The organism is Cutibacterium avidum ATCC 25577, from assembly GCF_000227295.1.
Lineage (GTDB): Bacteria > Actinomycetota > Actinomycetes > Propionibacteriales > Propionibacteriaceae > Cutibacterium > Cutibacterium avidum.
On sequence record NZ_JH165054.1, the window covers coordinates 436,018 to 461,183 of the forward strand.

Annotated in this window: 24 protein-coding genes and 1 pseudogene; 16 read left to right on the plus strand and 9 right to left on the minus strand. The window is 63.8% G+C overall.

Translation table 11 applies throughout. The features are described 5' to 3' along the window. Positions 1-53 precede the first annotated feature (53 nt). The 4 genes from HMPREF9153_RS01915 to HMPREF9153_RS01930 are packed head-to-tail and all read left to right on the plus strand — an operon-like array spanning position 54 to position 3,085. Complete coding sequence (locus HMPREF9153_RS01915) at positions 54-983, plus strand: transporter substrate-binding domain-containing protein (RefSeq protein ID WP_004808961.1); 930 nt, start codon at positions 54-56, stop codon at positions 981-983. 23 nt (positions 984-1,006) lie between these two features. Then, positions 1,007-1,666: an amino acid ABC transporter permease gene (locus HMPREF9153_RS01920; RefSeq protein WP_004808962.1), complete on the plus strand. Its 660-nt coding sequence runs from the start codon at positions 1,007-1,009 to the stop codon at positions 1,664-1,666. After that, positions 1,650-2,315 (plus strand): amino acid ABC transporter permease, encoded by a 666-nt coding sequence (locus tag HMPREF9153_RS01925; protein ID WP_004808963.1) that lies wholly within the window; start codon positions 1,650-1,652, stop codon positions 2,313-2,315. The genes HMPREF9153_RS01920 and HMPREF9153_RS01925 overlap by 17 nt, the downstream gene beginning before the upstream one ends. Then, positions 2,312-3,085 carry an amino acid ABC transporter ATP-binding protein gene (locus tag HMPREF9153_RS01930; protein ID WP_004808964.1) on the plus strand — a complete coding sequence of 258 codons (774 nt, stop codon included), beginning with the start codon at positions 2,312-2,314 and terminating at the stop codon, positions 3,083-3,085. Before HMPREF9153_RS01925 ends, HMPREF9153_RS01930 begins: the two co-directional genes overlap by 4 nt. 65 nt (positions 3,086-3,150) lie before the next feature. On the opposite strand, the gene glmS is transcribed toward HMPREF9153_RS01930, so the two are convergent. After that, a complete protein-coding gene (glmS, locus tag HMPREF9153_RS01935; RefSeq protein ID WP_004808965.1) occupies positions 3,151-4,998 on the minus strand; it encodes a glutamine--fructose-6-phosphate transaminase (isomerizing) in 1,848 nt (615 codons plus the stop codon). 180 nt (positions 4,999-5,178) lie between these two features. On the opposite strand from glmS, the gene HMPREF9153_RS01940 reads away from it, so the two are divergent. Both HMPREF9153_RS01940 and coaA read left to right on the plus strand, forming a co-directional pair. Continuing rightward, positions 5,179-6,195, plus strand: coding sequence for an esterase/lipase family protein (locus tag HMPREF9153_RS01940; protein WP_004808966.1), 1,017 nt, complete (start codon positions 5,179-5,181; stop codon positions 6,193-6,195). Positions 6,196-6,324: 129 nt separating this feature from the next. After that, positions 6,325-7,308, plus strand: a complete 984-nt coding sequence (gene coaA, locus HMPREF9153_RS01945) for a type I pantothenate kinase (RefSeq protein WP_015582193.1) — start codon at positions 6,325-6,327, stop codon at positions 7,306-7,308. A 37-nt stretch (positions 7,309-7,345) separates the two neighbouring features. Here the strand turns inward: coaA and HMPREF9153_RS01950 are convergent, their stop codons facing one another. The 4 genes from HMPREF9153_RS01950 to rplM all read right to left on the minus strand — a co-directional run bounded on the left by HMPREF9153_RS01950 (position 7,346) and on the right by rplM (position 10,768). Then, on the minus strand, positions 7,346-8,014 hold the full coding sequence (locus HMPREF9153_RS01950; RefSeq protein WP_237726263.1) for a hypothetical protein: 669 nt from the start codon (positions 8,012-8,014) through the stop codon (positions 7,346-7,348). Between the two features lie 109 nt (positions 8,015-8,123). Further along, positions 8,124-9,476 (minus strand): phosphoglucosamine mutase, encoded by a 1,353-nt coding sequence (gene glmM, locus HMPREF9153_RS01955; protein ID WP_015582191.1) that lies wholly within the window; start codon positions 9,474-9,476, stop codon positions 8,124-8,126. A 304-nt stretch (positions 9,477-9,780) separates the two neighbouring features. Beyond that, positions 9,781-10,302, minus strand: coding sequence for a 30S ribosomal protein S9 (gene rpsI, locus HMPREF9153_RS01960; RefSeq protein WP_004808971.1), 522 nt, complete (start codon positions 10,300-10,302; stop codon positions 9,781-9,783). A gap of 22 nt (positions 10,303-10,324) precedes the next feature. Next, a complete protein-coding gene (gene rplM / locus HMPREF9153_RS01965; protein ID WP_015582190.1) occupies positions 10,325-10,768 on the minus strand; it encodes a 50S ribosomal protein L13 in 444 nt (147 codons plus the stop codon). A 498-nt stretch (positions 10,769-11,266) separates the two neighbouring features. On the opposite strand from rplM, the gene HMPREF9153_RS01970 reads away from it, so the two are divergent. Next, a complete protein-coding gene (locus HMPREF9153_RS01970) occupies positions 11,267-12,214 on the plus strand; it encodes an endonuclease domain-containing protein (protein ID WP_004808973.1) in 948 nt (315 codons plus the stop codon). Between the two features lie 240 nt (positions 12,215-12,454). After that, complete coding sequence (locus HMPREF9153_RS01975; RefSeq protein ID WP_004808974.1) at positions 12,455-13,351, plus strand: hypothetical protein; 897 nt, start codon at positions 12,455-12,457, stop codon at positions 13,349-13,351. A gap of 136 nt (positions 13,352-13,487) precedes the next feature. Here HMPREF9153_RS01975 and HMPREF9153_RS12295 read toward each other — a convergent pair. Then, positions 13,488-13,774 (minus strand): annotated as a pseudogene (locus HMPREF9153_RS12295) (DUF1540 domain-containing protein); the annotation flags it as partial. Between the two features lie 251 nt (positions 13,775-14,025). Here HMPREF9153_RS12295 and trmB point away from each other — a divergent pair. From trmB to HMPREF9153_RS02010, 6 genes are all read left to right on the plus strand, one after another. Then, positions 14,026-14,850 carry a tRNA (guanosine(46)-N7)-methyltransferase TrmB gene (gene trmB / locus HMPREF9153_RS01985; protein ID WP_036979550.1) on the plus strand — a complete coding sequence of 275 codons (825 nt, stop codon included), beginning with the start codon at positions 14,026-14,028 and terminating at the stop codon, positions 14,848-14,850. Beyond that, positions 14,847-15,683, plus strand: coding sequence for a tRNA pseudouridine(38-40) synthase TruA (gene truA, locus HMPREF9153_RS01990; RefSeq protein ID WP_004808977.1), 837 nt, complete (start codon positions 14,847-14,849; stop codon positions 15,681-15,683). The genes trmB and truA overlap by 4 nt, the downstream gene beginning before the upstream one ends. Further along, a complete protein-coding gene (locus tag HMPREF9153_RS01995) occupies positions 15,683-16,303 on the plus strand; it encodes a class I SAM-dependent methyltransferase (RefSeq protein ID WP_004808978.1) in 621 nt (206 codons plus the stop codon). Before truA ends, HMPREF9153_RS01995 begins: the two co-directional genes overlap by 1 nt. A 74-nt stretch (positions 16,304-16,377) precedes the next feature. After that, on the plus strand, positions 16,378-17,640 hold the full coding sequence (locus tag HMPREF9153_RS02000; RefSeq protein WP_174266629.1) for a CbiQ family ECF transporter T component: 1,263 nt from the start codon (positions 16,378-16,380) through the stop codon (positions 17,638-17,640). Beyond that, positions 17,637-19,292, plus strand: coding sequence for an ABC transporter ATP-binding protein (locus tag HMPREF9153_RS02005; RefSeq protein WP_015582183.1), 1,656 nt, complete (start codon positions 17,637-17,639; stop codon positions 19,290-19,292). Before HMPREF9153_RS02000 ends, HMPREF9153_RS02005 begins: the two co-directional genes overlap by 4 nt. Continuing rightward, positions 19,289-20,116: an ECF transporter S component family protein gene (locus tag HMPREF9153_RS02010; protein ID WP_004808981.1), complete on the plus strand. Its 828-nt coding sequence runs from the start codon at positions 19,289-19,291 to the stop codon at positions 20,114-20,116. Before HMPREF9153_RS02005 ends, HMPREF9153_RS02010 begins: the two co-directional genes overlap by 4 nt. Here HMPREF9153_RS02010 and HMPREF9153_RS02015 read toward each other — a convergent pair. The 3 genes from HMPREF9153_RS02015 to HMPREF9153_RS02025 form a co-directional block, all read right to left on the minus strand. Beyond that, positions 20,100-21,719 (minus strand): hypothetical protein, encoded by a 1,620-nt coding sequence (locus tag HMPREF9153_RS02015; protein WP_004808982.1) that lies wholly within the window; start codon positions 21,717-21,719, stop codon positions 20,100-20,102. The genes HMPREF9153_RS02010 and HMPREF9153_RS02015 overlap by 17 nt on opposite strands. Continuing rightward, positions 21,701-22,387 carry an ABC transporter ATP-binding protein gene (locus tag HMPREF9153_RS02020; RefSeq protein WP_171023532.1) on the minus strand — a complete coding sequence of 229 codons (687 nt, stop codon included), beginning with the start codon at positions 22,385-22,387 and terminating at the stop codon, positions 21,701-21,703. Before HMPREF9153_RS02020 ends, HMPREF9153_RS02015 begins: the two co-directional genes overlap by 19 nt. Positions 22,388-22,552: 165 nt before the next feature. Then, positions 22,553-22,780 (minus strand): hypothetical protein, encoded by a 228-nt coding sequence (locus HMPREF9153_RS02025; RefSeq protein WP_004808984.1) that lies wholly within the window; start codon positions 22,778-22,780, stop codon positions 22,553-22,555. Between the two features lie 298 nt (positions 22,781-23,078). Between HMPREF9153_RS02025 and HMPREF9153_RS02030 the strand changes: the two genes are divergently transcribed. Together HMPREF9153_RS02030 and HMPREF9153_RS02035 are read left to right on the plus strand one after the other, a co-directional pair. Further along, entirely contained in the window at positions 23,079-23,699 is a 621-nt protein-coding gene (locus tag HMPREF9153_RS02030; RefSeq protein ID WP_004808986.1) for a superoxide dismutase, read from the plus strand. 427 nt (positions 23,700-24,126) lie between these two features. Beyond that, a complete protein-coding gene (locus HMPREF9153_RS02035) occupies positions 24,127-25,155 on the plus strand; it encodes a Gfo/Idh/MocA family protein (protein WP_004808987.1) in 1,029 nt (342 codons plus the stop codon). Positions 25,156-25,166: the final 11 nt, after the last annotated feature.

The window sequence follows — 25,166 nt, forward strand, 5'->3', positions numbered from 1 at the left end:
AGACCGATGTGATATTCCAAGCACGGAGGACACATCAACAACAGGAGATTCCCATGTCCCGCATCACGCGTCACGGCCGGGCCACGAGCCCGCGCATCGCTCTCAGGTCCCGCACCAAGGCAGTCGTCGCTGCCATGCTCTGCGGACTGATGACCGTAAGCGCCACTGCCGGGTGTGGATCCCCCGACGTGGGAGGCGACTCCGGAGGTTCCGCAGAGACCGCAAGCAACGTCGGCACTCGCACCCCCGAGCAGATCAAGAAGGACGGCACCATTCACATCGGCACCTTCGCCGACAAGGCTCCCTTCGGATCCCTCACCGGCAAGAACAGCTACAAGGGCTACGACATCACCTACGGTGAGCGTCTCGCCAAGGACATGGGCGTCAAGCTCGAATGGGTGCCCGTCGACGCCGCATCCCGGGTCGAGTTCCTCGAGTCGGGCAAGGTCGACATCATCCTTGCCAACTTCACCGTCACCAAGGACCGCGCCAAGAAGGTCGACTTCGCAAACCCGTACATGCAGGTGGCTTTCGGCGCCGTCTCCCCGACGGACCATCCAGTCAAGAAGGTCTCCGACCTCGACCACGCCAAGATCCTCGTCGTCAAGGGCACCAGCCAGGACGCCTGGATCCAGGAGCACCATCCCGAGTGGAAGGTGACGAAGTTCGAGGAATACGCCGAGGTCACCAGCGCCCTGGCCGACGGTCGCGGCGACGTTTGGATCACCGACAACACCGAGGCCGTGGCGTTCACGCGCCAGAACAAGAAGTTCATCACCGGAATCACCTCCTTCGGTGACAAGGCGACCATCGCTCCTGCCGTCCACAAGGGCAATGACCCGCTGCGCACCTGGATCAACGACGACCTCGTCAAGCTTGGCAAGGAAGATTTCTTCCACCAGAACTTCAGGAAAACCCTGGAACCGGTCTACGGCGACACCATCAAGCCCGACCAGCTCGTCATCGAAGGTGGAAGGAAGTAGGGCTCACCCCTACGTCAGATCGCATGGATTTCGACGTCATCGGACGGTCGCTTCCGCTCTACGCGGAGGCGGCCGCCCTCACTGCTCGCATCGGCATCATCGGTGTCCTCGCGTCACTCGTCCTCGGCGCACTCTGCGCGGCTGTGCAGTACTTCCGTATCCCGGTGGTACGCCAGATCGTCACCGGGTACGTCGAGTTGTCGCGCAACACCCCACTGCTGGTCCAGTTGTTCTTCCTGTTTTACGGCCTGCCCAAGGTCGGCGTCATCATGTCCGGCGAGACCTGCGCCATCATCGGGCTGACCTTCCTGGACGGTTCCTACATGGCGGAGGCGCTGCGCTCCGGGCTCGACGAGATTCCCCAGATCCATCGCATGAGCGCCGCAGCCCTCGGACTGAACCGTCGCCAGACCTTCATCCACGTCCTGGTCCCCCAGGGCGTGGCCACCGCGATGCCGGCTCTCACCGCCAACACCATCTTTCTCATCAAGGAGACCTCGATGGTGTCCGTCGTCGCCCTGCCCGACCTCGTTTATCGAGCCAAGGAACAGATCGGCAACTCCTACACGACGACCGAGGCGCTCTTCCTCCTCGTCGTGTTCTACCTGCTCATCCTCATCCCGGTCGCCCTGCTGGGCCGGTACTTGGAAAGGAGGACGCGTCGTCATGCAGCCACTGCTTGATCCCCAGACCTGGATCCTGCTGCTGCAGGGACTGTGGGTCTCGGTACGTATCGCCCTCGTCTCGATGGTGTTGTCCATCGTGCTCGCGATCCCACTCGGCCTCGTCATGGACTCCCGGCGTCTGTGGGTGCGAATTCTGACTCGCGGTTACGTCGAGACGTTGAGACTTCTTCCACAACTCGTGCTGCTCTTCGTCGTCTACTTTGACATGGCGCAAGTGGCCGGCCTCGATGTCAGTGGCGAGGCAGCTGCGATCATCGTCTTCACCCTGTGGGGCACTGCGGAGATGGGAGACCTCGTGCGTGGAGCCATCGCGACCGTACCCCACCACCAGATCGTCAGTGCCCAGGCCCTGGGCATGTCCGACCGTGCGGTACGACGACACATCGTCATGCCGCTGGCACTTCGCCAGCTCGTGCCACTGACGGTCAATCTCGTCACCCGCATGATCAAGACGACCGCCCTCGTCTCCCTCATCGGTGTCGTCGAGATCCTCAAGGTGGCCCAGGCGATCATCGACCGCAATCGCTTCGACCACCCGGACGCCGCGCTGTGGATCTACGGGACGGTCTTCTGCCTGTACTTCATCGTCTGCTTCGTCATTTCCCTGTACTCCCGTCACCTCGAAAGGAGGATGACGCTGTCATGACAGATCATCACCTGACCCTCGAGGGGGTCACCAAGACCTATCCCAACGGTGTGACGGCCCTGCGCGATGTCTCCCTCAACGTCGCCCGGTCCGAGGTCGTCGTGATCGTCGGCCCTTCTGGCTGTGGCAAGTCCACCCTGCTGCGTACCATCAACGGCCTCGAGACGATCGACTCGGGCACCATCACCTTCGACGGCAAGGCCCTCGAGTACACCCCGTCAGGACTGCGCCAGATGCGCGAACGAGTCGGCATGGTCTTCCAGAATTACGAACTGTTCCCGCATCTGAGCGTCGAGGACAACCTGCTGCTGGCCCCGCGGCTCGTCAAGCACGAACCCAACGAGGTCTCGCGGGAACGCGCCCGTCGACTACTTGACCGCGTCGGGCTGCTCAACCGAGCTTCCGCCCTGCCCCGTCAGCTCTCGGGCGGCCAGAAGCAGCGCGCGGCCATCGTGCGAGCACTCATGATGGAGCCAGAAGTCGTCCTTCTCGATGAGGTGACGGCATCCCTCGATCCCGAGATGGTCCGTGAAGTCCTCGACGTCGTCCTCGAGCTCGCCCGGGACGGCATGACCCTCGTCCTCGTCACCCACGAGATGGATTTCGCACGGGCGATCGCCGACCGGATCGTCTTCATGGACGCCGGACAGATCGTCGAGATCTCGGAACCGGACCAGTTCTTCACGAACCCGACGAGCGAGCGCGCCAAGACCTTCCTGCAGATCTTCAACTTCGACGAGGCCGATCACCAGCAGCAGTCATCCCACTGACCCCTGACGCCGAACGCGCATTGCCCCCGGAATCCTCGGATTCCGGGGGCGAAATCGTGCAGAAATCACTCCACCGTGACGGACTTGGCCAGATTGCGCGGCTGGTCGACGTCGTGACCCTTGGCGGTGGCCAGCTCACAGGCGAAGGCCTGCAGCGGGACCGCTGCCACCAGGGGCTGCAGCAGGGTCGAGCACGGCGGCAGACCGATGAAGGTGTCGGCGAACGGCCTGACGTCCTCGTCCCCCCTCTCGGCCAACACGATCGTCTTGGCGCCACGAGCCCGGATCTCCTGAATGTTGGAAACCACCTTGTCGTGGAGCTGATCGCGACCCTTCGGAGGCACGACGACGAAGACCGGGGTGTCCTCCTCGATGACGGCAATCGGGCCGTGCTTGAGCTCGCCGGCGGCGAAGCCCTCGGCGTGCATGTAGGCGATCTCCTTGAGCTTGAGGGCACCCTCCAGAGCCACCGGGTAACCGACGTGGCGTCCGAGGAAGAAAACGGCTTCCTCCTCCTTGGCCATGACTCGCGCCAACTCGTAGACCGGCTCGATCTCGTCGAGGACCTCCTGGATCTTGCTCGGCATCTGATCCAGCTCGGACATGACACTACGGATCTCGTCGCCGTACTTCATGCCACGCACCTGGGCCAGGTAGAGGCCCAGCAGGTAGCAGGCGACGACCTGGGTGAGGAATCCCTTGGTCGACGCGACGCCGATCTCCGGGCCGGCATGGGTGTAGATGACGGCGTCGGACTCGCGCGGAATCGTCGCACCATTGGTGTTGCAAATCGCGATGACCTTGGCGTGCTGCTCCCGGGCGTGCCGAATGGCCATGAGGGTGTCGGCGGTCTCGCCGGACTGGGAGATCGTCACGATCAGGGTCGTCGGGTCGATGATCGGGTCGCGGTAGCGGAACTCGCTGGCCAAATCGACCTCGCAGGCCACTCGGGTCCAGTGCTCGATGGCGTACTTGGCGACCATCCCGGCGTAGTAGGACGATCCACAGGCCACTACGACGATCTTGGTGATGCGTCGCAGGTCTTCCGGGGAGATGCGAATCTCGTCGAGGACCAATTCTCCACGGTCGGACCAGCGACCCAACAGGGTGTCGGCGACCGCACGCGGCTGCTCGAAGATCTCCTTGCGCATGAACCAGTCGTGGCCCTGTTTCTCGGCCGCCGACAGGTCCCAGTCGACGTGGTACGGGCGAGCCTGGCTGGGGTTGCCCTCGAAGTCGGTGACGGTGACGTCCTCGGACGTCAGCACGACGACCTGGTCCTGACCCAGCTCGAGGGCCTCACGGGTGTGCTCGATGAAAGCGGCGACGTCGGAGGCGAGGAAGTTCTCCCCCTGCCCCAGGCCGACGACCAGCGGGGAGTTACGACGAGCTGCCACGACGGTGTCAGGGGCGTCGGCGCTGACGGCCACGAGGGTGAAGGCGCCCTCGAGACGAGAGGCAACGGCACCCATGGCCTCGGCCAACGAGGAACCCTGCTGCATCTGCAAGGCAAGCATGTGAGCGGCAGTCTCGCTGTCCGTCTCCGAGGCGAAGGTGACGCCATGCCCCTCGAGCTCGGCGCGCAGGGAGGCGAAGTTCTCGATGATGCCATTGTGGACGACCGCGACCCGGCCGTCGAAGGACAGGTGGGGGTGGGCGTTCTCGTCGGTCGGGGCACCGTGGGTCGCCCAGCGGGTGTGGCCGATGCCCTGGTTGGACTCAGGGAGCGGATGAGCAGCGAGCTCCTCCTCAAGATTGGTCAACTTGCCTGATTTCTTGGCCCGATGCAGGCTTCCATCCGCCATGACCGCCAGTCCAGCTGAGTCATATCCTCGGTACTCAAGACGTCGCAGCCCGTCGATGATGACACGTTCAGCCTGTCGATGGCCGCAATACCCAACAATTCCGCACATGACAAGAAACGTACATGAATCATGAGCGTTCTAGCGAACCGAAACGCCTGACCATTTGAACACTCAACGACAATGCCACCTGCACGAAAGGCCTGATTTCACGGATGTACAGCCCATCATGACCCTGCCGATTCATAGATTCTCTCACATCATGCACCGACGTCAAGATTGAGGAAAAGCATGAGATCAAAAAAGTTCGCAGCAGTCCTGACCTCCCTGACCACCGTCGTGGCCACTGCCTTCGCGGCCATTTCGGCTGCCCCGGCACATGCCGTCGAAACCGATACCTCGGTTCCACCCGAGATCACCATGCCCGGCAGCCCGGATGGCATTCCGTCTGCTGGCGACGGACCCCGCAAGCTGTTCACCTACCCGGCCTCCATCTACGCCCTGGCCCACCCTGGTACCAATCCCCAGGGAGCCAACAACTTCAGCTGCAAACCGCGTGAGGGGCATAACCCCGTCGTCCTGCTGCCCGGCACGAACTCCGACGCCTACGCATCCTGGTCGATGTACTCCCCGAAGCTCACCAAGGCCGGGTACTGCGTCTTCTCCCCGAACTTCAACGGGCTGAAGCTGCTGCCGAACTTCGCCTACACCGGTGACATCCGAGTCTCCGCCAAGGCCGTCTCCGGCTTCGTCGACCGCGTCCTCACAGCCACCGGATCCAAGAAGGTCGACCTCATCGGGTGGTCCCAGGGTGGCGGCCCACTGCCGAACTACTACATCACCAAGCTCGGCGGGGACAAGAAGGTCGACAAACTCATCGCCCTCGCCCCTTCGAACCACGGCGTCGGTCCGAAGGCCGTCTCCAAGTTCGTCAACAAGGCCGTTGACGAGGCCACTCACGAGCAGATCGAGGATGCCTTCAACAAGGCCCACATCGCCAGCTACGAGCAACAGCTCGGTTCCTCCCGCTTCATGAAGGAACTGTACGGCAACGGCCCGGTGACCCGCCCCGGCGTCAAGTACACAGTCATCGAAGGCCGCTACGACGACGTCGTGGTGCCGTTCACCAACGCCTTCCTGTACGAGCCCGGTGTCAAGAACATCCTCGTTCAGAACATCTGCCACTCTGACCACGCCAGCCATGTCAACTTCACCTACGACACCAACGTGTACCAGATGGCCGTCAACGCCCTGGATCCTGACCAGGCGAAGCCAGTGGTCTGCGTCCCCCAGCCCTTCCTCGGCTAATCGTGTCCGTCCTCAACACTGACGGCGCGGCCCTGCGGGGCTGCGCCGTCAGCGCATTCAGCTGTGCAGGGTGCCCTCAGATGAGTACAGTCATTCGACGTCATGTACAGCCACGATGAGGTGTCCACCGTGAATCTCACCCCGCCCGCCCCCGCAGACGACGACAACACCGAACCCGGTCCGTTCATCGAGTTATCGCGGGAGTCCTGGGCCGCCCTTGCCGATTCCACCGAGATCGACATTGATGAGGCCACCCTGGATCGCATCCGTGGTCTCGGCGACCCCACGAGCCACCGTGACGTCGTCGAGGTGTACCGGCCGCTGACTCAGCTCATCCATCTGTACTGCATGCACACCGGCGCCCTTTTCGACGCCTCCTACAACTTCCTACAGCTCACCCGCCATGGCATGCGACGTACCCCGTTCATCATCGGGATCGCGGGGTCGGTTGCGGTAGGCAAGTCGACCGTGGCCCGTCTGCTGCAGGAATTGATGGGGCGCTCCCCCCGTCGCCCGGTCGTCGATCTGGTGACGACCGACGGGTTCCTCTACCCCAACAAGATCCTCGAAGAGCGTGGTTTACTGTCGCGAAAGGGGTTCCCGGAGTCCTACGACCGCAAGGCGCTGCTGAAATTCGTCGTCGACGTGAAGTCCGGGATGCCCGAGGTCACTGCCCCGGTGTACTCCCATGTCACCTATGACATCGTCCCTGGCCAGCAGCTCGTCGTCCGCCAGCCTGACGTCCTCATCATCGAGGGCCTCAACGTCCTGCAGCCACCACGTCGCCGCAGCAGCGGGACGATGGGGCTGGCGCTGAGCGACTTCTTCGACTTCTCGGTGTACGTCGACGCCGAGGAGACCGACATCATTCGGTGGTACATCAACAGGTTCCTGACCCTACGTCAGACCGCATTCACCGATCCGGATTCCTTCTTCGGCGACTACGCGCGCATGCCCGACGACGAGGCCATCTCCGTGGCCACGGAGATCTGGGACACCATCAACGGCCCGAACCTGGTGCAGAACGTGCTGCCCACCCGCGGGCGCGCCACCGCGATCCTCCACAAGGGCCCCGACCACGAGGTCCGCAACGTGTGGATTCGGAAGGTCTGAGCAACACCGCGTGGCCACGGTCCACCGGAACGACTGTTCAGCCGATGCGCCAGGCGAAGGGGTCTGCGACCCGTGACGGCGACAAGGCACAATCCAGCTCGTGTGCGTGGCCGATCGCCGACACGAAGACCTTGTCCGGGGACTCAATCCCGACGAGGACGTCATTTCCCACTTCATCGACGATGGGCTGCCCCAACCCCGGCACGAGAGGCCAGGAGGACACCAGCCAGGACGACCCTTTGACGGTGACGAGGTTCCCCTCACGGGTGACGTCGAGACCGTCGGCCAATACGGTCGCCAACCTCTCCGAGCCGCGACGGTAAGCGGCGTCCAGATCGTCAATCTCAGCCAGAGCCGCGTCGTTGAGAAGCTCGACCTCGTCGTCCAACCACGCCAGGGCGACGACAAGTCCGGGGATAGGAGACCCCGTCGCGGTGGACACCAGGGGACGCGCGTAGTCGAAACTGCGTCCGGCTCGCTCCCGGTCTCCCAGGATCCTCACGACGACGTAGCCAGCGAGGGTGGCGTCGGTCAGACGGGTCGCCCCGTCGAGGAGGGAGCGCACCATGCGGGTGACGAGCTCGTCGACGACCAGCTGCCAGTCCCCGCGATCATGACCGTCGAGCTCGTCGACCATGGGAACCAGGGGGATGTCACCAACAGAGGTCACGGCATGATCACCCTCGACCCTCGCGTCGATTCCCATGGCCGACAAGGACTCCTCGACCATGCCACGCAGACGGCTCGCCGCCCCGACGTCCAGACCGGGTAGGTCGGCATCAGGGCGGCGACGGAACAATGCCATGATCAGAGCCTCACAGGGCCAGGCAGCTCTTGACGGTCTCGGCCAGTTCGGAGCAGATCTGGTCAGCCTCCTCCTGGGTGGCGGCCTCGACCATGACGCGCACGACTGGCTCGGTGCCCGACGGGCGCAGCACGACGCGCCCGGTGTCACCGAGCTTCTGGTTGGCATCGGCAACCGCCTTGTTGACGTCAGGGTCGATACCGGCACGCAGCTTGTCGACCCCGCGCACGTTGACGAGGGCCTGCGGCAGACGAGTCATCACCGAGGCGAGCTCCTTGAGGGTCTTGCCGGTGCGGGCGACGCGGGCTGCCAGATGCAGACCAGTGAGGACGCCGTCACCAGTGGTGGCGAACTCGCTCATGATGACGTGACCGGACTGCTCGCCGCCAAGCGAGAACCCGTTCGCATTCATCGACTCAAGGACGTAGCGGTCACCGACCTTGGTCTGGTCGACGTGAATGTCGTGCTCACGCATCGCCAGGATGAGGCCGAGGTTGCTCATGATCGTCGCGACGACGGTGTTGGAGGCCAAGCGATGGTCCTCCTGCAGAGCCAGGGCGAGGATGGCGATGATGTGGTCGCCGTCGATGATGTTGCCATCGTGGTCGACGGCCAGGCAGCGGTCGGCATCGCCGTCGAAGGCCAGGCCCATATCGGCCCCGACCTCGACAACCTTGGCCTGCAACTTCTCCGGGTGAGTGGAACCGCAGCGCTCGTTGATATTGAGGCCGTCAGGCTGGTCGTGGATCGCAACGACCTCCGCACTCTGGGCCTTGAAGGCGGCCGAGGCGGTGTAGTAGGAGGCACCGTTGGCGGTGTCGAGGACGATCTTCAGACCCTTGAGGGTGTCCTGCTGTCTCAGGGAACGCACCAAGTGGTCGACGTAGGTGTCGACGGCTTGCGGGGTGTAACGGATGCGTCCGACCTTGTCGCCGACGGGTCGGGCCCACGGCTCCCCCATGCGCTGCTCGATGGCGTCCTCGAGATCGTCGGGGAGCTTCACACCGCCGCGGGAGAAGAACTTGATGCCGTTGTCAGGCATCGGGTTGTGAGAGGCCGACAGCATGACGCCGAGGTCGGTGCGGTACTCGTTGACGAGGTAGGCCGCGGCCGGGGTCGGGATGACGCCCACGCGCAGGACGTCGACTCCTGCACTTGCCAGACCAGCGCACACTGCTGCCTCGAGGAACTCGCCCGAGGCGCGAGGGTCACGTGCCACCAACGCGGTGGGTTGGCGGTGCCCGAAAGCACCAGCCTCGCCCAGGACGTGGGCAGCCGCAACCGAGAGGTCGAGGGCCAGTTCGGCGGTGAGGTCCTGGTTGGCCACACCGCGCACTCCGTCAGTTCCAAAAAGTCGTGCCACGAAATGCCACTCTACCCACCGCTCACACCAAGTGAACGAAATACCCGCTGAGCCCACCGGGATCGGGCTGATTCGATAACCGGCGTCGGGTGTGTCTTCGAGGGGGTTTCAGATCATCCGTGGAGTTACCGATGAACACCTCGGGTGCTGCTACGAGAGATGACAGCGGGTTGGCGACTTCCCGGGCAAACCACGCGCGTTACAGAAACCCCCTCTCGTCGGCAACTGGAAGTGGGCCAAGAAACACCTCGGGGCGGCCCTCCCGCAGTGGGAGGGCCGCCCCGAGTTCCGGGAAAGGACCAGATCAGCGCTTCGAGTACTGCGGGGCCTTGCGGGCCTTCTTGAGTCCAGCCTTCTTGCGCTCCTTGACGCGGGCGTCACGGGTCAGCATGCCGGCCTTCTTGAGGGCCGGACGGGAGGCCTCGGCGTCAACGTTGTTGAGCGCGCGGGCGATACCCAGACGCAGCGCACCAGCCTGGCCGGTAATGCCGCCACCGCCGATGCGGGCGATGACATCGTAGGCACCCTCAACACCAGCGGTGGTGAAGGGCTCGGTCACGATCTGCTGGTGGACCTTGTTCGGGAAGTAGTCCTCCAGGGTGCGGCCGTTGATCTTCCACTGGCCAGAGCCGGGGACGATGCGGACGCGGGCGATGGCCTCCTTGCGGCGGCCGGTGGCAGCACCGGCGGCGATCATGGCGGGGCGATTGGAGTCGCCAGCGGCCACGGTCGGGTTGGAGTCGGTGCGATAGGCGATCTCACGGTCGCCCTCGGTGAACGGGGTGACCTCGGTGTTCTCGAGGTTCTCGGTTGCGGTGTCAGTCACTGTTACAATCCTTCGTGGGCGATCACTGGGCGATCTGGGTGATCTCGTAAGGCTGCGGGTTCTGCGCAGCGTGCGGGTGCTCAGGGCCGCCGTAGACCTTCAGCTTCTTGAGCTGCTGACGCGACAGCTTGTTCTTGGGCATCATGCCCCACACCGCGCGCTCGACAGCGCGGCGCGGGTCCTTCTCGAGCATCTCGCCGACGCTGGTGACGCGCAGACCACCCGGGCGACCGGAGTGGTCGTAACGCAGCGAGTCAGTGGCCTTCTTGCCGGTCAACGCAATCTTGGAGGCGTTAATGACGACGACGAAGTCACCGGTGTCGATGTGGGGGGCGTACTGCGGCTTGTGCTTGCCGCGCAGGAGGTTGGCAGCGGTGGTGGCCAGACGACCCAGGACGATGTCCTCGGCGTCGATGACGTACCAATTGCGCTGCACCTCGCCGGCCTTGGGGCTGTAGGTGGTCACAGGTACCTTCTCGAACTCGGTCCCATGCGTGAAGTGACGCACAGGGATCTTGCAACGTGGTGGTGCTCTGCGGGCAATTCCTCCACTCGACGGCGTGACACGCCGGAGACCGGAACCGCATCACGACATCGCTGTGTCGGACAGACGGAGCGACCGCGGTGGCCAACTCCCGTTTGCTCGAAGGCAACAGCAGAAGCGTACACGAGCTGCAGGCCGAGGTTCAAATCAGAGACGGTACGGCGTGAGCCCCCTGGTCGCCGACGTGACGACCGTGCCCCAACCTCGCGACTCCAGGTGTATTCAGCCCCGGTCCCATGCCTCTCCCCGATCCTGACCGCGAGGCCATGTCGTGAGGTCGCCGCCCGACTGCCACCTGTGACAGCAGCGAGAAGCACCCATCAGGAGTTGTCCACAGCGGCCTTGGAGTGCTCCCATCCAGTTGTCCACAGATTTCAAAGTGGGTGACGAATTTCGGAGCCGCAGACGACAACTGAGGGTATGAACGAACTCGATTTCGAATGGCGTGCGAATGGCGGAGTGGCCCGTATCCATCGATTCAGTCACCTGCGAGGGCAAGCAGACCGAGCGGTGGCCGCCGGAAAAGCGGTGCGGATACTTCCCGGTGTTGTGTCCCCGACATCAGTTGCGAATGACCCGAGGGTGCGGATCAAAGCGGTGCACATGTGGCACCGGGACGCCGTACTCATCGGCAAGGCCGCCCTTGTCATGCAGGGGTTGAAACCACCTGGCCAGCACCTCCACGACCTCGATGCCGTGAAGGAGGTCGAGGCCTATTCACGTACCCGTTCAATTGAACGGGAGGGGATCCGTGTTCACCGATGGCGAGTCCCCCGTCGGTACGTGACGGAGAGATATGGCATGTGGGTCGTGGAGCCCGAGGTGTCAGTGCTCCTCCTGGCGCTCGACGGGGACTGGGCGTGGGTCTGCGAAGCACTCCGGCAGGGGTTGGTGAGCCCGGAGTCGTGTCGAGCCTCGCGATCCAGTTTGTCCTGGCGATTCAGCCGACGCCAGATCAGTTCCGCCCTCGCCGACATCAACCTCAGATCCTGGTCAATTCCGGAACTGGAATTTGGACGACTGATGCGAGCTGTCGGCATCACCGGCGTGAAACCAAATCAGGCCGTGCGAGCCGGAAACCGTCGATACATCCTCGACAAGGCCTTCGAGGCCGAGAAGGTCGCGGTCGAGATTGACGGCCGAGCGATCCACGGAACGATTGACGGCTATGAGAACACGATGATGCGTTCAGCGAACCTTGATCGCTCCGGATGGAAGATCCTCCATACTACTCCGACCATGATTCGGCAACATCCACAGTTCGTGCTGGATTGGCTTGCCTCCCACCTTCACCGACGACACCGCCCCCGGACGACGTTTCCTGAACACATCCTGCGCCAAACCATAGCCGGGATCGTTCCCGCCTGACACTCACCTTTCTCACCGAGAGCCACTGCACCGAGCACCTGCACCTACCCTTACCGCGGCCACTCATGCTGCCCGGCTCGTGGAATTACCGATAAGACCGAATGTCGCTGCCACTCCAGGTGGCACGAGGCCCTTTGCTTATCGGCATCACCACGGGACCTTTCGGCAATCCGACCCTGGCCTATTCCCCACAGCCTCATCATGTTAGATTAGGCTCGCCTAAGAGGAAGGGGTGCGACAATGACTGCCACCGGAAACACCAACGACGGCATGGCCTCGGATCCGACGACCCGCATCGCATCGACCTTGTCACAACGCAGTTCTTCGCTCGCCCGCCGCATACTCGGCGGTGCCGGCATGCCCACAATGGTCGCCCACGCGATGATCTCGGCCGACGGAGACCTCGATGAATGGACGTGCGATCTGCAGGCTCACGGAGTCACGGCATCAGGACGATTCGTCGTCGCCCTACGCTCCCACCCGACCCAGGCACTCTGCCAGATTCCTGCCGGCCTACCGACCGATGTTCGCCTGGAGATTTCCAAGGATTCCCCAGAACCGGGAATCCGACTGCTGGCGGCGACCCTCCACATCCTAGGAACCGTGACCTGGCTGAGCGCCAACCAGATCGATTACCTGCTGACAACTGACGTGTTGCCGAGTGAAGTCTCGATGATCACCGGATTCGACGATGGCCTCATCGGCGTCATTGACCCGCGTCAGGCCATCCTGCACGACGCCATGGGAAGCGCAGAGATCGACATCCCCACCCTCATCACCGATATGCCGAATGACGAAGTCTTCCCATCGATCGATGACGAGTTCTCAGCCCTCGACGTCGTCGCTTCCCTTGGCGACTTTCACCTGTCGCAGCTGTGCGACGCGGTGAGACAGGAAAAACTACCGGGCTGCAATTGCTGGTCGCGCGCCACCCACCACGCATGTCCCCACACCGTGGGACGGGTGTTCTGCGCGGACATTGATCGCACCGGGCTGACGCTCATGTACGTCAACCCCGATCAAACGGGCGCGGTGTTCATACCTCTGGACCGGGAGGCATCGTCCCTCCCTGAGCTCGAGGCCGCCATAGCCCAGCTCCCCCTGAACTCGGGTCCGGTACGCCCTACGCGTGTCTGACAGCCGGAACCGGGACAGCGTGGGCCTCCTCTCCCCCGAGGGGGCCCACGCCTGAACCACAACGATCAGTTGCGTCAGGGGTGCGACACCTCACGGCGCCATGTCGAACAGGCAGGATGCCCACGACTGGTTTACCGGCCCGGTAAGCCGTGCAAGCCACAGTGCCACTGATGGCGACCTCGTTGGCGGCGCTCAGGAGCCTGTCGTCACGGATGCACTCGATGCGACGACATGCGCCAACGCGTCCGGCAGCCGAGCTGAGGCCGGCGCGAGCACCAAGATGGGCAATGGTTACATGGGTGGGCTTTCCGACGGTTCCCCGGCAGCCACCGCGAAGGCGGTGCAGCCAGAATCATTGAAGGCCCAATCAGTGCAGTTTCGGGAAACAACGAAAGCCGCGGTAGGCATGTCGAAACCTTTCATACATAACCACCGCACGTCTGGCATGGTCAATGACAGACACTGAAAACAGCATCCACCAGAGAGGCAATTCTCATCCCATAGTTACGTCTGACAAGGTGGAATGAACCTTGACTTAGCAAACAAACTAATTTTAGATCGACTTTCTAATACCCAGGTGATCGCGTTTTCTTAAACCCATGGAATTGAGAACCACTGGGTTTCGGAAACTCGTCGACGCACACTGTCGGCACCATCGCCTAGCATGTGTGCTCATGACCGACGACCTCGACGCTGCCTCCGGGTGTGGCTCCCCCACCCCGCTACCCAATACCGCGGAGTACTCCGACGACCACTCAGCCGGCGCACATCGCTCGGGTGACCGCGTTCGGCGCGGCGTCGTATCCTTCGTCCGTCGGTCCCCCCGCATGAACGTCTCCCAGCAGCGCGCCATGGATACCCTGGCCAGCACGTACATGATTGACGTCCCGCGCGACGCCACCAGCACGTCCGTGGCCCCTGACGCCCATCTGGACCTGTCCCGGATCTTCGGACGCACCGCCCCACTCACCCTCGAGATCGGGGCCGGATCCGGCGACGTCCTGGCCACCCTCGCCGCAGCCCACCCCGAGCGCGATTTCATCGGGTTCGAGGTATATCTGCCCTCGGTCGCCAGCGCTCTCACCAAGCTCCATGCCGCTGGCGCAACGAACGCTCGCATCATTCTCGCTGACGCCGCCGCCGGTCTGGACCACCTCGTCGATCCCGGTCAGGTCGACGAGATCTGGACCTTCTTCGCTGACCCCTGGCACAAGAAGCGTCACCACAAGCGCCGCATCGTCAACCCCGACATGGCCCGCCTGGTGGCGTCACGACTGCGCCCGGGAGGGTTGTGGCGTCTGGCCACCGACTGGGACGACTACGCGACCTGGATGGTCGAGGTGCTGTCGGCCGAGCCACTGCTCGAGCCGGTCAATGCGGGTCCTAACGGTTTCAGCCCGCGCTGGGACAAACGCCCGGTGACTCGCTACGAGAAGAAGGGGCTCGCAGCTGGGCGAACCGTCCACGACCTCACCTGGCGTCGTGTGGACGAGTCATGAACCGCTGGCGTATGGACATCGCCTACGACGGGGCGAATTTCTCGGGGTGGGCGGCACAGCCGGATCGTCGCACCGTTCAGGGAGAGCTGGAGACATGGATTCCCCGGGTGCTCCGGCTCGGCGAGCCAACCCCACTGACGGTGGCTGGGCGAACTGACGCCGGGGTCCATGCCCGCGGCCAGGTGGCCCACGTCGACCTTCCCGACGACATCGACACCTCCTCGATACTGCGCCGGTTGGCGCGGGTCCTCAATCCCGACGTCGTCGTCAGGTCCATCCGCCCTGTCCCCGGCGAGTTCGACGCCCGCTTCTCGGCCTTGTGGCGTCGTTACGTCTACCGGCTGTGGGACGAATCCTCCCGACCCGATCCGCTGACGCGATTCCACGTGGCATCGGTACGAGGTCACCTCGATCTTGACCGCCTCAATATGGCCGGCGATTCCCTTCTCGGACTGCACGACTTCGCCGCCTTCTGCAAGTACCGCGAGGGCGCGACAACTATCCGCACCCTCTTGGACTGCCACGCCGAACGTCTCGACGACCCATGCGGGACCATCGAGGTGACCGTCCGGGCCGATGCCTTCTGCCGCTCCATGGTGAGGTCCCTCATCGGGGCTCTGACGGCCGTCGCCTCCGGCCGCCGCGACCAGCACTGGCTCGACGAGGTCGCCGCCAGCACGTCGCGGGCCTCGTCGGTGCTCGTCATGCCAGCCTGCGGACTCACCCTGGAGGAGGTTGGCTACCCAGCCGACGAGGACCTTGCCGAGCGTGCCGCCCGAGCGCGTTCCCGTCGAAGCCACGACGAACTCTGCGACACCTGTTGGGAGGACTGATGAGCCGATCCCGCCGCGATGACCACGCGCCCAGCCATTACTTCACGACCCCCGAGGGGCCGGTGCAGACCCGCACCATCACCGTCAACGTCTGGAACGACTCCATGATAATGACGACCGCCGGTGGAGTGTTCTCCGGCGCACGTCTCGACCCGGGAACCGCCGTCCTCATGCGCGAGGTCACTCCCCCGCCCTCCGACGGCACCTTCCTCGACCTGGGTTGCGGGTACGGACCCATCGCCTGTGCCTTGGCGCGGGCCTGCCGCGGTTCAAAGGTCGTCGCCGTGGACGTCAACGACCTCGCCATCGACCTCACCAATCGCAACGCCAAGGCCCTCGGGATCGGCGACCGCGTCCACGCCTGCCGTCCCGAGGAGGTCGATTCGGACCTGCGCTTCGACGAGATCTGGTCCAACCCGCCGATCCGCGTCGGCAAGCCGATCCTGCACGAGATGCTGACGACCTGGCTGGCGCGGCTGACCGACGAGGGAGTCGCGCACCTCGTCGTCGGGAAGAACCTCGGCGCAGACTCCCTCACACGCTGGCTGTGCGGCCAGGGATTCGACGCCGCCCGGGTTGCCTCCGCAAAAGGATTCCGGGTCATCGACGTCAACGCCTGAGCTCGTCGTAAGCTGACGTGGTGCCGATAGGAAGGGAAGCTATGCCTCATGACGACTGGAACTGGCGCTGAGCTGTGTCAAGACTGGTGACGAGGACGGCCGACCCGGTCGTCGAGAATCCTTCTGCCCCGACGCACGACAGCACCCGGACAGTCCACCCATGGTCATGGTGGGGCTGGGCGGCCGGCTGCGGAATCGCCATCAGCCTCACCAACAATCCCCTTCTCGTCGTGCTCATCACGGCGACCGTGACACTCGTCGTCACCCTGCGTCGCACCGACGAGCCCTGGGCTCGTTCTGCCGGTGTCTACGCCAGTATGGCCCTGACGGTCGTCGTCATCCGGGTGTTCTTCCAGGTTTTGATAGGAGGAGACGGGACAGGAACCGTCCTCTTCCGGCTACCCGAGGTGGCCCTGCCCGACTGGGCAGCCGGGATCCGGCTCGGTGGACCGGTCACCGCTGAAGGCCTGGCTGCCACCGGTTACGACGCCCTTCGCCTGGCCGGCATGCTGATCTGCTTCGGCGCCGCAAACTCCCTGGCCAACCCACGGCGAGTCCTCAAGTCGGTCCCGGCCGCCCTGCACGACGTCTCGGTGGCCATCGTCATCGCCCTGGCGGTCTTTCCCCAACTCATCGCGTCAGTGCAACGAGTCAGACGGGCCCGAAGGCTGCGTGGTGACACCAGAAAGGGAATGAGAGCCCTCGTCGCAGTGCTCGTCCCCGTGCTCGAGGACTCGGTGGAGACCTCGATGTCCCTAGCCCGTGGAATGGAGTCGCGTGGGTACGGTCGAACCCGCAACGACCGACAGGTCCGCCCCGGGACACGAATTCTGCTCGTCCTCTCGGTGATGGGGCTGACCCTGGGCTGCTACGGGATCCTGGCCAACCCGACCGGATCGTTCAGCGCTGACCCGTCGACCTGCGCCCCTGGCAGCCTGTGCTCGTGGTTCCTGGCCGACCGGATGGGCCAACACATCGGCATCGTGCTCATCGTCGTCGGCGTCATCGGGTCGATCATCGGCCTGCGGACCTCGGGACGTCGTCTCGGGGTGAGCCGGTACCGTCCCGATCCCTGGACCTGGCAGGCCACCGCGTCATGCCTGTGCGGCGCCGTCGCGATGATTGCCATGATCTGGCTGTCCCAGGCCAATCCGAAGGCCATCACCGTCCCCACCTCGCCGGTGGTCTGGCCATCGTTGGAACCGGCCATGCTCATCGTCGTCGTGGCGGCCGCCCTACCCGGGGTGCTCACCCCGGCGCCTCAACGATCCGCGTCAGCCGACCCGGAGCAGGCAGCCTCGTGGAAACCCCGGAAAGATCAGGTGAGCGAGTCATGACCGATGTCATCACCCTGTCGAACGTGTCGATCACCCACCCCGGTGCCACGGCCCCGACCCTCAGGAACATTAACCTGACCGTACAGGAGGGTGACCTGGCGCTGGTCGTCGGGCGTACCGGCACCGGCAAGTCGACCTTGTTGGGGGCGCTGAACGGAATCGTCCCCCATTTCACCGGTGGGCGTCTCGACGGCACCGTGACGGTGGCCGGACGTGACACCCGCACGCATCGTCCCCGCGATCTGGCTGACGTCGTCGGAGTCGTTGGGCAGAACCCGGTCAACGGATTCGTCACCGACACCGTCGAGGACGAGATCGCTTACGGCATGGAACAGCTAGGCATCTCCCCGTCGGTGATGCGCAAGAGGGTCGAGGAAACCCTGGACCTCATGGGGATCGCCGACCTGCGACGTCGGGCCCTGCTGAGCCTGTCAGGCGGCCAACAACAGCGGGTGGCCATCGCCGCTGTACTTGCAGCCCAGCCTCGCATCCTCGTCCTCGACGAACCCACCAGCGCGCTGGATCCCACCGCAGCCCAGGACGTTCTTGCCTCCATCACCACGCTCGTCCATGACGTCGGACTGACGGTGGTGCTGGCCGAACACCGACTGGAACGCGTCATGCACGCCGCCGACACCGCCTGGTGGCTTCCCGGTGACGGGTCCATCGTGCAGGGTCGCCCGGAGGAAGTCCTGGCTCACGCTGACATCATCCCACCCTTGGCCGCACTGGGCCGGGCCATGGGATGGCCGACCGTCCCACTGTCAGTGCGCGAGGCCCGCCGTCGTGTCGGTACGCGCCCCGACCTCCCGAAAGCACCACAACCCTCCGAGACCATGACCTGGCAGGGCCACGGTGACGAGGTGCTGCGGCTGGAGAAAGTCGGTGTCGATTACGGCACGGTCCACGCCGTCGACGCCATGACGACGACCCTGGGGCTCGGAACCGTCACCTGCCTCATGGGGCGAAATGGGTCGGGCAAGTCATCGCTGATGTGGGCCGTCCAGGGGGCGACGAGGTCCTCGGGAAAGGTCCTTGTCAACCATGACGGATCCTGGACCGACCCGCGCAAGGCGAACGCCGAAACCGCGCGGAAGATGGTGAGCCTGGTTCCCCAATCCGCCGCTGACTTGCTCTACCTGCCGACGGTGGCCGAGGAGTGCGCCCAGGCTGACAAGGAGTCCGACGTCCCCAGGGGAACCACGCGAGCCATCCTCTCCCAGTTGGGCGTGGAACTACCGGAAGATCGCAACCCTCGTGACATGTCGGAGGGGCAGCGGCTGGCCCTCGTGCTCGCAATCCAGTTGTCCAGCCGCCCTGACGTCCTCCTCCTGGACGAGCCCACCCGCGGCCTCGACTACGCCATGAAGAACGAGCTGGCGAGAATCGTCAAGGACATCGCCGCCGGTGCCACCGGAGCTCCTGCGGCCGTCCTGCTGGCCACCCATGACGTGGAATTCGCAGCAGCAACGACCGACCGCACCATTGTCATGGCAACCGGCCACGTTGTGGCCGACGGATCCACACGCTCGGTGTGCACCTCCTCACCGGCCTTCAGCCCACAGATCGCCAAGGTCTTCCACCCGGCCGACGTCATGACGATCGCCGATGTCAAGAGGCTCGTGGGAAACCCGGGAGGTGCGGGCCGATGAGCAACCGACAGAAGCAGAACGTCGCCGTCCGCACGTCAACGACATCGCGGGTGCTGCTCGTCGTCACCGCGCTCATGGGGCTGCTGGCCTTCTGCTGGCCGCTGTTCCTCGACCCCGGCAGCTCGACCGACTACGAGACGCGTACCCCCTTCCTCTTCGCAGCCATCCTGCCGGTGGTGCTTGCCGTAGTGGTGTCCCAGCTCAGTTCTGACGGTATCGACGTCAAGGCCATCGCCATGATCGGCGTCCTCACCGCCTGTGGGGCAGCGCTACGAACCCTCAGCCCGTCGATGGCCGGCATCTCCTTCGTCTTCATCCTCATGATTCTCGGCGCGAGGGTGTTCGGCGCAGGTTTTGGATTCGTCCTCGGTACGACGACGATGTTCGCGTCCGCCCTGCTCACGGCAGGCTTCGGACCGTGGCTGCCCTACCAGATGATCGCCTCGGGCTTCGTCGGGCTGGGAGCAGGCCTCCTCCCTCGCGCCAGGGGAAAAGCCGAAATAGCGTGGCTGTGCGGCTGGGGATTTATCTCCGCCTTCATCTACGGCTGGCTGATGGATTTCGCCTTCTGGCCGTTCAACCTGGGTACCAGCACCCAGCTCTCCTTCGACCCACACGCGTCTCCGCTGACCAACCTGTGGCACTTCGTGCTGTTCAACGTCGCAACGTCCATGGGCTGGAACCTCGGACGCGCGCTCACCAACGTCATCTGCCTGGCGCTGCTGGGCGGTCCGATACTACAGGTGCTGCGCCGAGCCTCCCGACGTGCTCAATTCGGCGCGTCAACGGCAGAATCTGCACCACAGCTCACGACACCGGAGTGACCTTCTTCAGCACCTCATCCCAGCTGCGATCAAGCTTCCGCCCGCCCACGATGATCCCAACATGCAGTATCAGGAGGGACCACGCCAGCCCGAAGACGAAGGTCAGGAGGATGCTCCACCACGAGTTGTCGGTCATCCCCACCAGCATCACGAGCAGGCCGATCGGGATGGCGGTGATGACACCTGCCACCATGCCGATGAGGGCCCCCAGGCAGCCAGCACCCGTCGACGATCCGGAACCGGAGTTGAACCCGCTCCCCTTGCGGTTGTCAGCCACCCGCATCGGATTGACGACACCCATCCACGAGCCGATCCCCGTCGAGAGCAGGAGGGCACTCCAGGCTTCGGCGACCACCACCGGCAACAGTTCCCACTGACCATAACGCCACACCATGACGAGGGCCAGCAGCAAACCAACCGGCATCGTGACGATGAGGTAAGCAATCGCGCGACCGCGTCGATCCTCCGCACCAGCGACCGACGCCTCAATGTGATGCCACAAGGCCGTCCCGTCGTAGCTGATGAGTGAACCCGCGTAGAGCGGCACCGCGCACAGCATGACCATGAAGGGGAGCGCGGTAAAAACGAGAGCTGACGTCGTGCCGCTCACCTCGTCCCCGCCATTGATGTACATCGGGACCAGAGCAAAAACCGGGATGAGGAAGGTGTTGAGCAGCAGAGACACCATTCGGGGATCGCGCTTCATGTAGCGCAGGGTGCGTCCGGCAATAGCCCCGGTCGGGGTGACCGGAAACATGCGATCAATCCGGCTTTCAGCCTTGATCTTCTCGGCACCGCCGCCGTCTCCAGCTGGCGAGACGAGGCGACGGTCAACGATGGCCTGCCAGGCCCACACCATGAGTGCAAGACCAGCGATGCTGAGGACGAGCTTGACGATGAGTGCCAGCCACGTGCTGCTGACAGCTTCCCAGGGCATCGACCAGGCCCATCCCAGCGGGGTCCAACCGACGATCCGTCCGACGTTGACCGGAATCGCGTCGGTCGTCGCATCAGCCCTTGTCACGAGCTGCATCCCGACGCCCAGTCCGCAGCACAGGAGTACGAGGAAGACCATCATGGCCTCGCGGAATCGACGCTTGGCCAGCACCGCCGACATCGCGGCCAGCAGGAGATTCGATGCGATCATGGCGCCGGACCACCCCAGTAGGACACCGAGTACGGCCGCAACGACCGCAATCGCGCCCGCACTAGACCATGCGACAACATGTGAGGCTGCCGCAACCAGGGTGACAATTCCTCCCATACCCAACAGACCGGCTGTCACGAACGCAGGCATCAGTTCCCGAGGACGCCTGGGGAACATGGCGTATCGCGAGGGGTCGGTGTAGATCGGTTGAGCACCGAAAAGTACCGGCAGCACGATCCAGAAGACCATGAGGGAGGCCCCTGCGGCCACGGTGGTGGCCCCGCGAGGATCGACGCCAAGTTGACCGGTCGAGGACACGTAAGAGAAGTAACTCCCACCGAGGAACAGGGCCATCAGGATGAGGAAGATCAGCCCGACCGTCTCACCGGCCTTGGCGCCCCTACGGCACGGGGCAAGAGTAGTTCGCCACTGGTATTTCAAGACTTGCGCAACCACGTGAGCCCCTCCCCAGTGTTGGCATTTCCGCCGACGAGCTCGACGAACCTGTCCTGCAGGGACTTGCCCTGACGGACCTCGTCGATGGTCCCGATGGCGTGAAGCTGTCCCTTCGCGATGACGGCCACCGAGTCGCAGAGAGACTCGACAAGCTCCATGACGTGGCTGGAGATCACGACCGTCCCGCCGCCGTCGACGAAGTGACGCAGGATTGCGCGGATCGTCTGACCGGAAACCGGGTCGACGGACTCGAAGGGTTCATCGAGGACGAGCAGGGCCGGGTCGGCGATGAGGGCGCAGGCCAGACCGATCTTCTTCGTCATGCCGGCGGAGTAGTCGCACACCAGGGTGTTGGCAGATTCCGTCAGGCCAAGGGCGTCGAGAAGACCGTCGGTGCGCTCATTGACGGTGGCCTCGTCGAGACGATGCAGCATCCCACAAAAATGGAGCAGCTCTCGGCCAGAAAGCCGGTCGAAGGTCTTCATCCCGTCGGGGAGCACGCCCATCTGGGCCTTGGCCGCAGCCGGATCTGCCCAGACATCATGGCCAAGCACCTCGATTCGGCCGCTGTCAGGACGCAGCAACCCAGTGGCCATCGAGAGCGTCGTCGTCTTGCCGGCCCCGTTGGGGCCGACAAAGCCGAACATGGAGCCGCGCGGAACCCACATCGTCAGGTTGTCGACGGCAATCTTGGCGTCGAACCTCTTGGTGAGGCCGTCGATTCTGACGGCTGGGTCACTCGTCGACGGAGCCGCCAGAGGCGTGGACACGTCGGTCTGAGGGATGGGCCAGGATCCTGTGGGGTCAGTCACATCATTCATCAAATCATATTGTCAGACCACACCCAAGGAACCGATCAGCGTTGCAGCCACGGCCAGATCGTCTGTTCCGTCCGCGTATGACCGCCTGTTCCGAAGGTCCCTCCCGGTGCTGGTCACATTCATGTGGATGCGCCAGATCAGGTAAAGCTCAGCGCCGACCCGGGCAACAGGGAAGGTGTGGCAGCCACCGCCGGTATTGGCGATGAATCCCGCAGCCATCGCAACGACGAAGGCCAGCATCAGCAATAGGGGAAGGGGGCTTGGCACGCATCTAGCTGCTCCTGTCTGGTGTGACCGGCCGCGTCAGCGGTCAGGCCTCATGTCAGAGATATGTACGTGAAGGTGCGTCAGGACGGGGCTTCGTCGCCGTCGCTGAAGGCTGAAGAGCTCTAGCCAGGACCAATTCCGGCACATTTCGTGAAAATCTCGCAGTTGTGGGAATGATGGAGACAGTTCCGGTGTTGTACCGAACAAGCGGCCCCGCCAAGGGCCACGTCATGACGGAAGCCATGGCGCATCTCGTTCCACAGGAGGAAGAATGGCTGTTTACACCCTTCCCGATCTCGACTACGACTACGGCGCACTGGAGCCCCACATCTCGGGCAAGATCATGGAGCTCCACCACGACAAGCACCACAACACCTACGTGCAGGGTGCCAACACCGCCCTGGAGAAGCTGGCCGAGGCCCGCGAGAAGGGCGACTTCGGAGCCATCAACAAGCTCGAGAAGGACCTGGCCTTCAACCTCGGTGGACACATCAACCACTCCGTCTTCTGGAAGAACATGTCCCCCAACGGCGGCGGCCGTCCCGAGGACACCGAGCTCGCCGCCGCCATTGACGAGTTCTTCGGATCCTTCGACGGCTTCAAGAAGCAGTTCGAGGAGGCCGCCAAGGGCGTTCAGGGCTCCGGCTGGGGCATGCTCGTCTGGGATGTCCTGGGCCAGCGCCTCAACACCATGCAGCTGTTCGACCAGCAGGGCAACCTGCCGTCCGGACAGATCCCGGTCGTGCAGCTCGACATGTGGGAGCACGCCTACTACCTGCAGTACCAGAACGTTAAGGCCGACTACATCAGCGCTTGGTGGAACGTCGTGAACTGGGCCGACGCCCAGGCTCGCTTCGATCGCGCCCGTTCCCAGACCCCTGGCCTCATCTGAGACGCCGTCTGAACCCACGAGGGGCTCGTCTTCATGACGAGCCCCTCGTTGTGTGTCTGGGGCCGCACTCCCCCGAGGAGCCGTTGCCCTGATCGGCTTGCCCACCACCCCTGACCCACCAACGGGTGGTAATCCCGAAAACACATACACGAGCTGCCACCTGGAGTGGCAGGCTCATTCAGACTTTTCGATATGTGCACGGGACTTACGAATTCCTGCAAGGCGAAGACCGACTTGAGCCCCGGGTCGGCGTCCAAGAAGTCGCGTACGCCGAGAAGTGATCCTCAACCGCTACGAAGTTCTCCACTCCTCTCTCAGCGGGACTCAACTGTGCGGCCAGGGCGCCGGGAGCGTCGCGATCCGTTGACATTTCCCGGCCCCACACCTAGCGTCATTACATCTAAATGTCACAACAAAAGGAGTAGCCATGGACAAAGATGTCCATCCCTACCGCATTGCCCTGCTCGGGGTCGGGCGCATTGGCGTCATGCATGCCCGCCTGCTGGCCAAGCACCCGCTCGTGGGTGAGCTCATCCTCGCGGACGCATTCGAGGAACGGGCCCGCAGCGCCGCCGACGACCTGGGCGTCAGGACTGCCCCTGTCGACGAGGTCACCGACCCGTCCAACCCGCTGGGCCTGCAGGGTCTGATCATCGCCACCGGCACCGCCACTCACGCCGATCTCCTCATCAAGGCGTGCAAAATCGGCATCCCCACCTACTGCGAGAAGCCCATTGCCCTCGACCTCGATCAGGGGCGTATCGCCGCCGACGCCATCAACCAAGCGAAACTGCCCCACGCCATCGGCTTTCAGCGTCGCTTCGATGTCGGTTACAACCGCGCCAAGAAGCTGTTAGAAGACGGCGAGCTCGGCGAGCTGCGTCGTTTCCATGGCATGACCTGTGACCAGTTTCCCCCGGCAGATGAGTTCATCCCTGGCTCGGGCGGCATCTTCGTCGACTGCAACTCACACGACTTCGACATCATCCGCTGGCTGACTGGCCAGGAGGTCGTCGAGGTGTACGCCACCGGTTCGACCCGAGGCTCGAAGGCATTTGCCGAGAGCAACGACTACTCCGACTCGATCGTCACGCTGACGCTGGCTGACGGCACCGTCGGCAGCCTCCACTCGTCGCGTTACAACGGTCAAGGCCACGAGGTTCGCCTCGACCTCATGGGCACCGAGGGTTCGGCCAACGTTGGCCTCGACAACAAGGTTCCGTTCCGCTCCGTCGAGGCCAACGTTGCGTTCCCGCCCGAGGAGCCGTGGTACGACTTCATCGAGCGCTTCCTGCCGTGCTACGAGCGCGAGCTCGACCACTTCCTGCGCAACCCCATGGTCGGCAAGCCGGGCGCCTGCACCGTCGACGACGCCATGGCTGCCCTGAAGATCGCGCTGTCCTGCAACAAGTCGCGTGACGAGCACCGCCCTGTCCGAGTCGACGAGGTCGGCTAACCTTTAGCTCA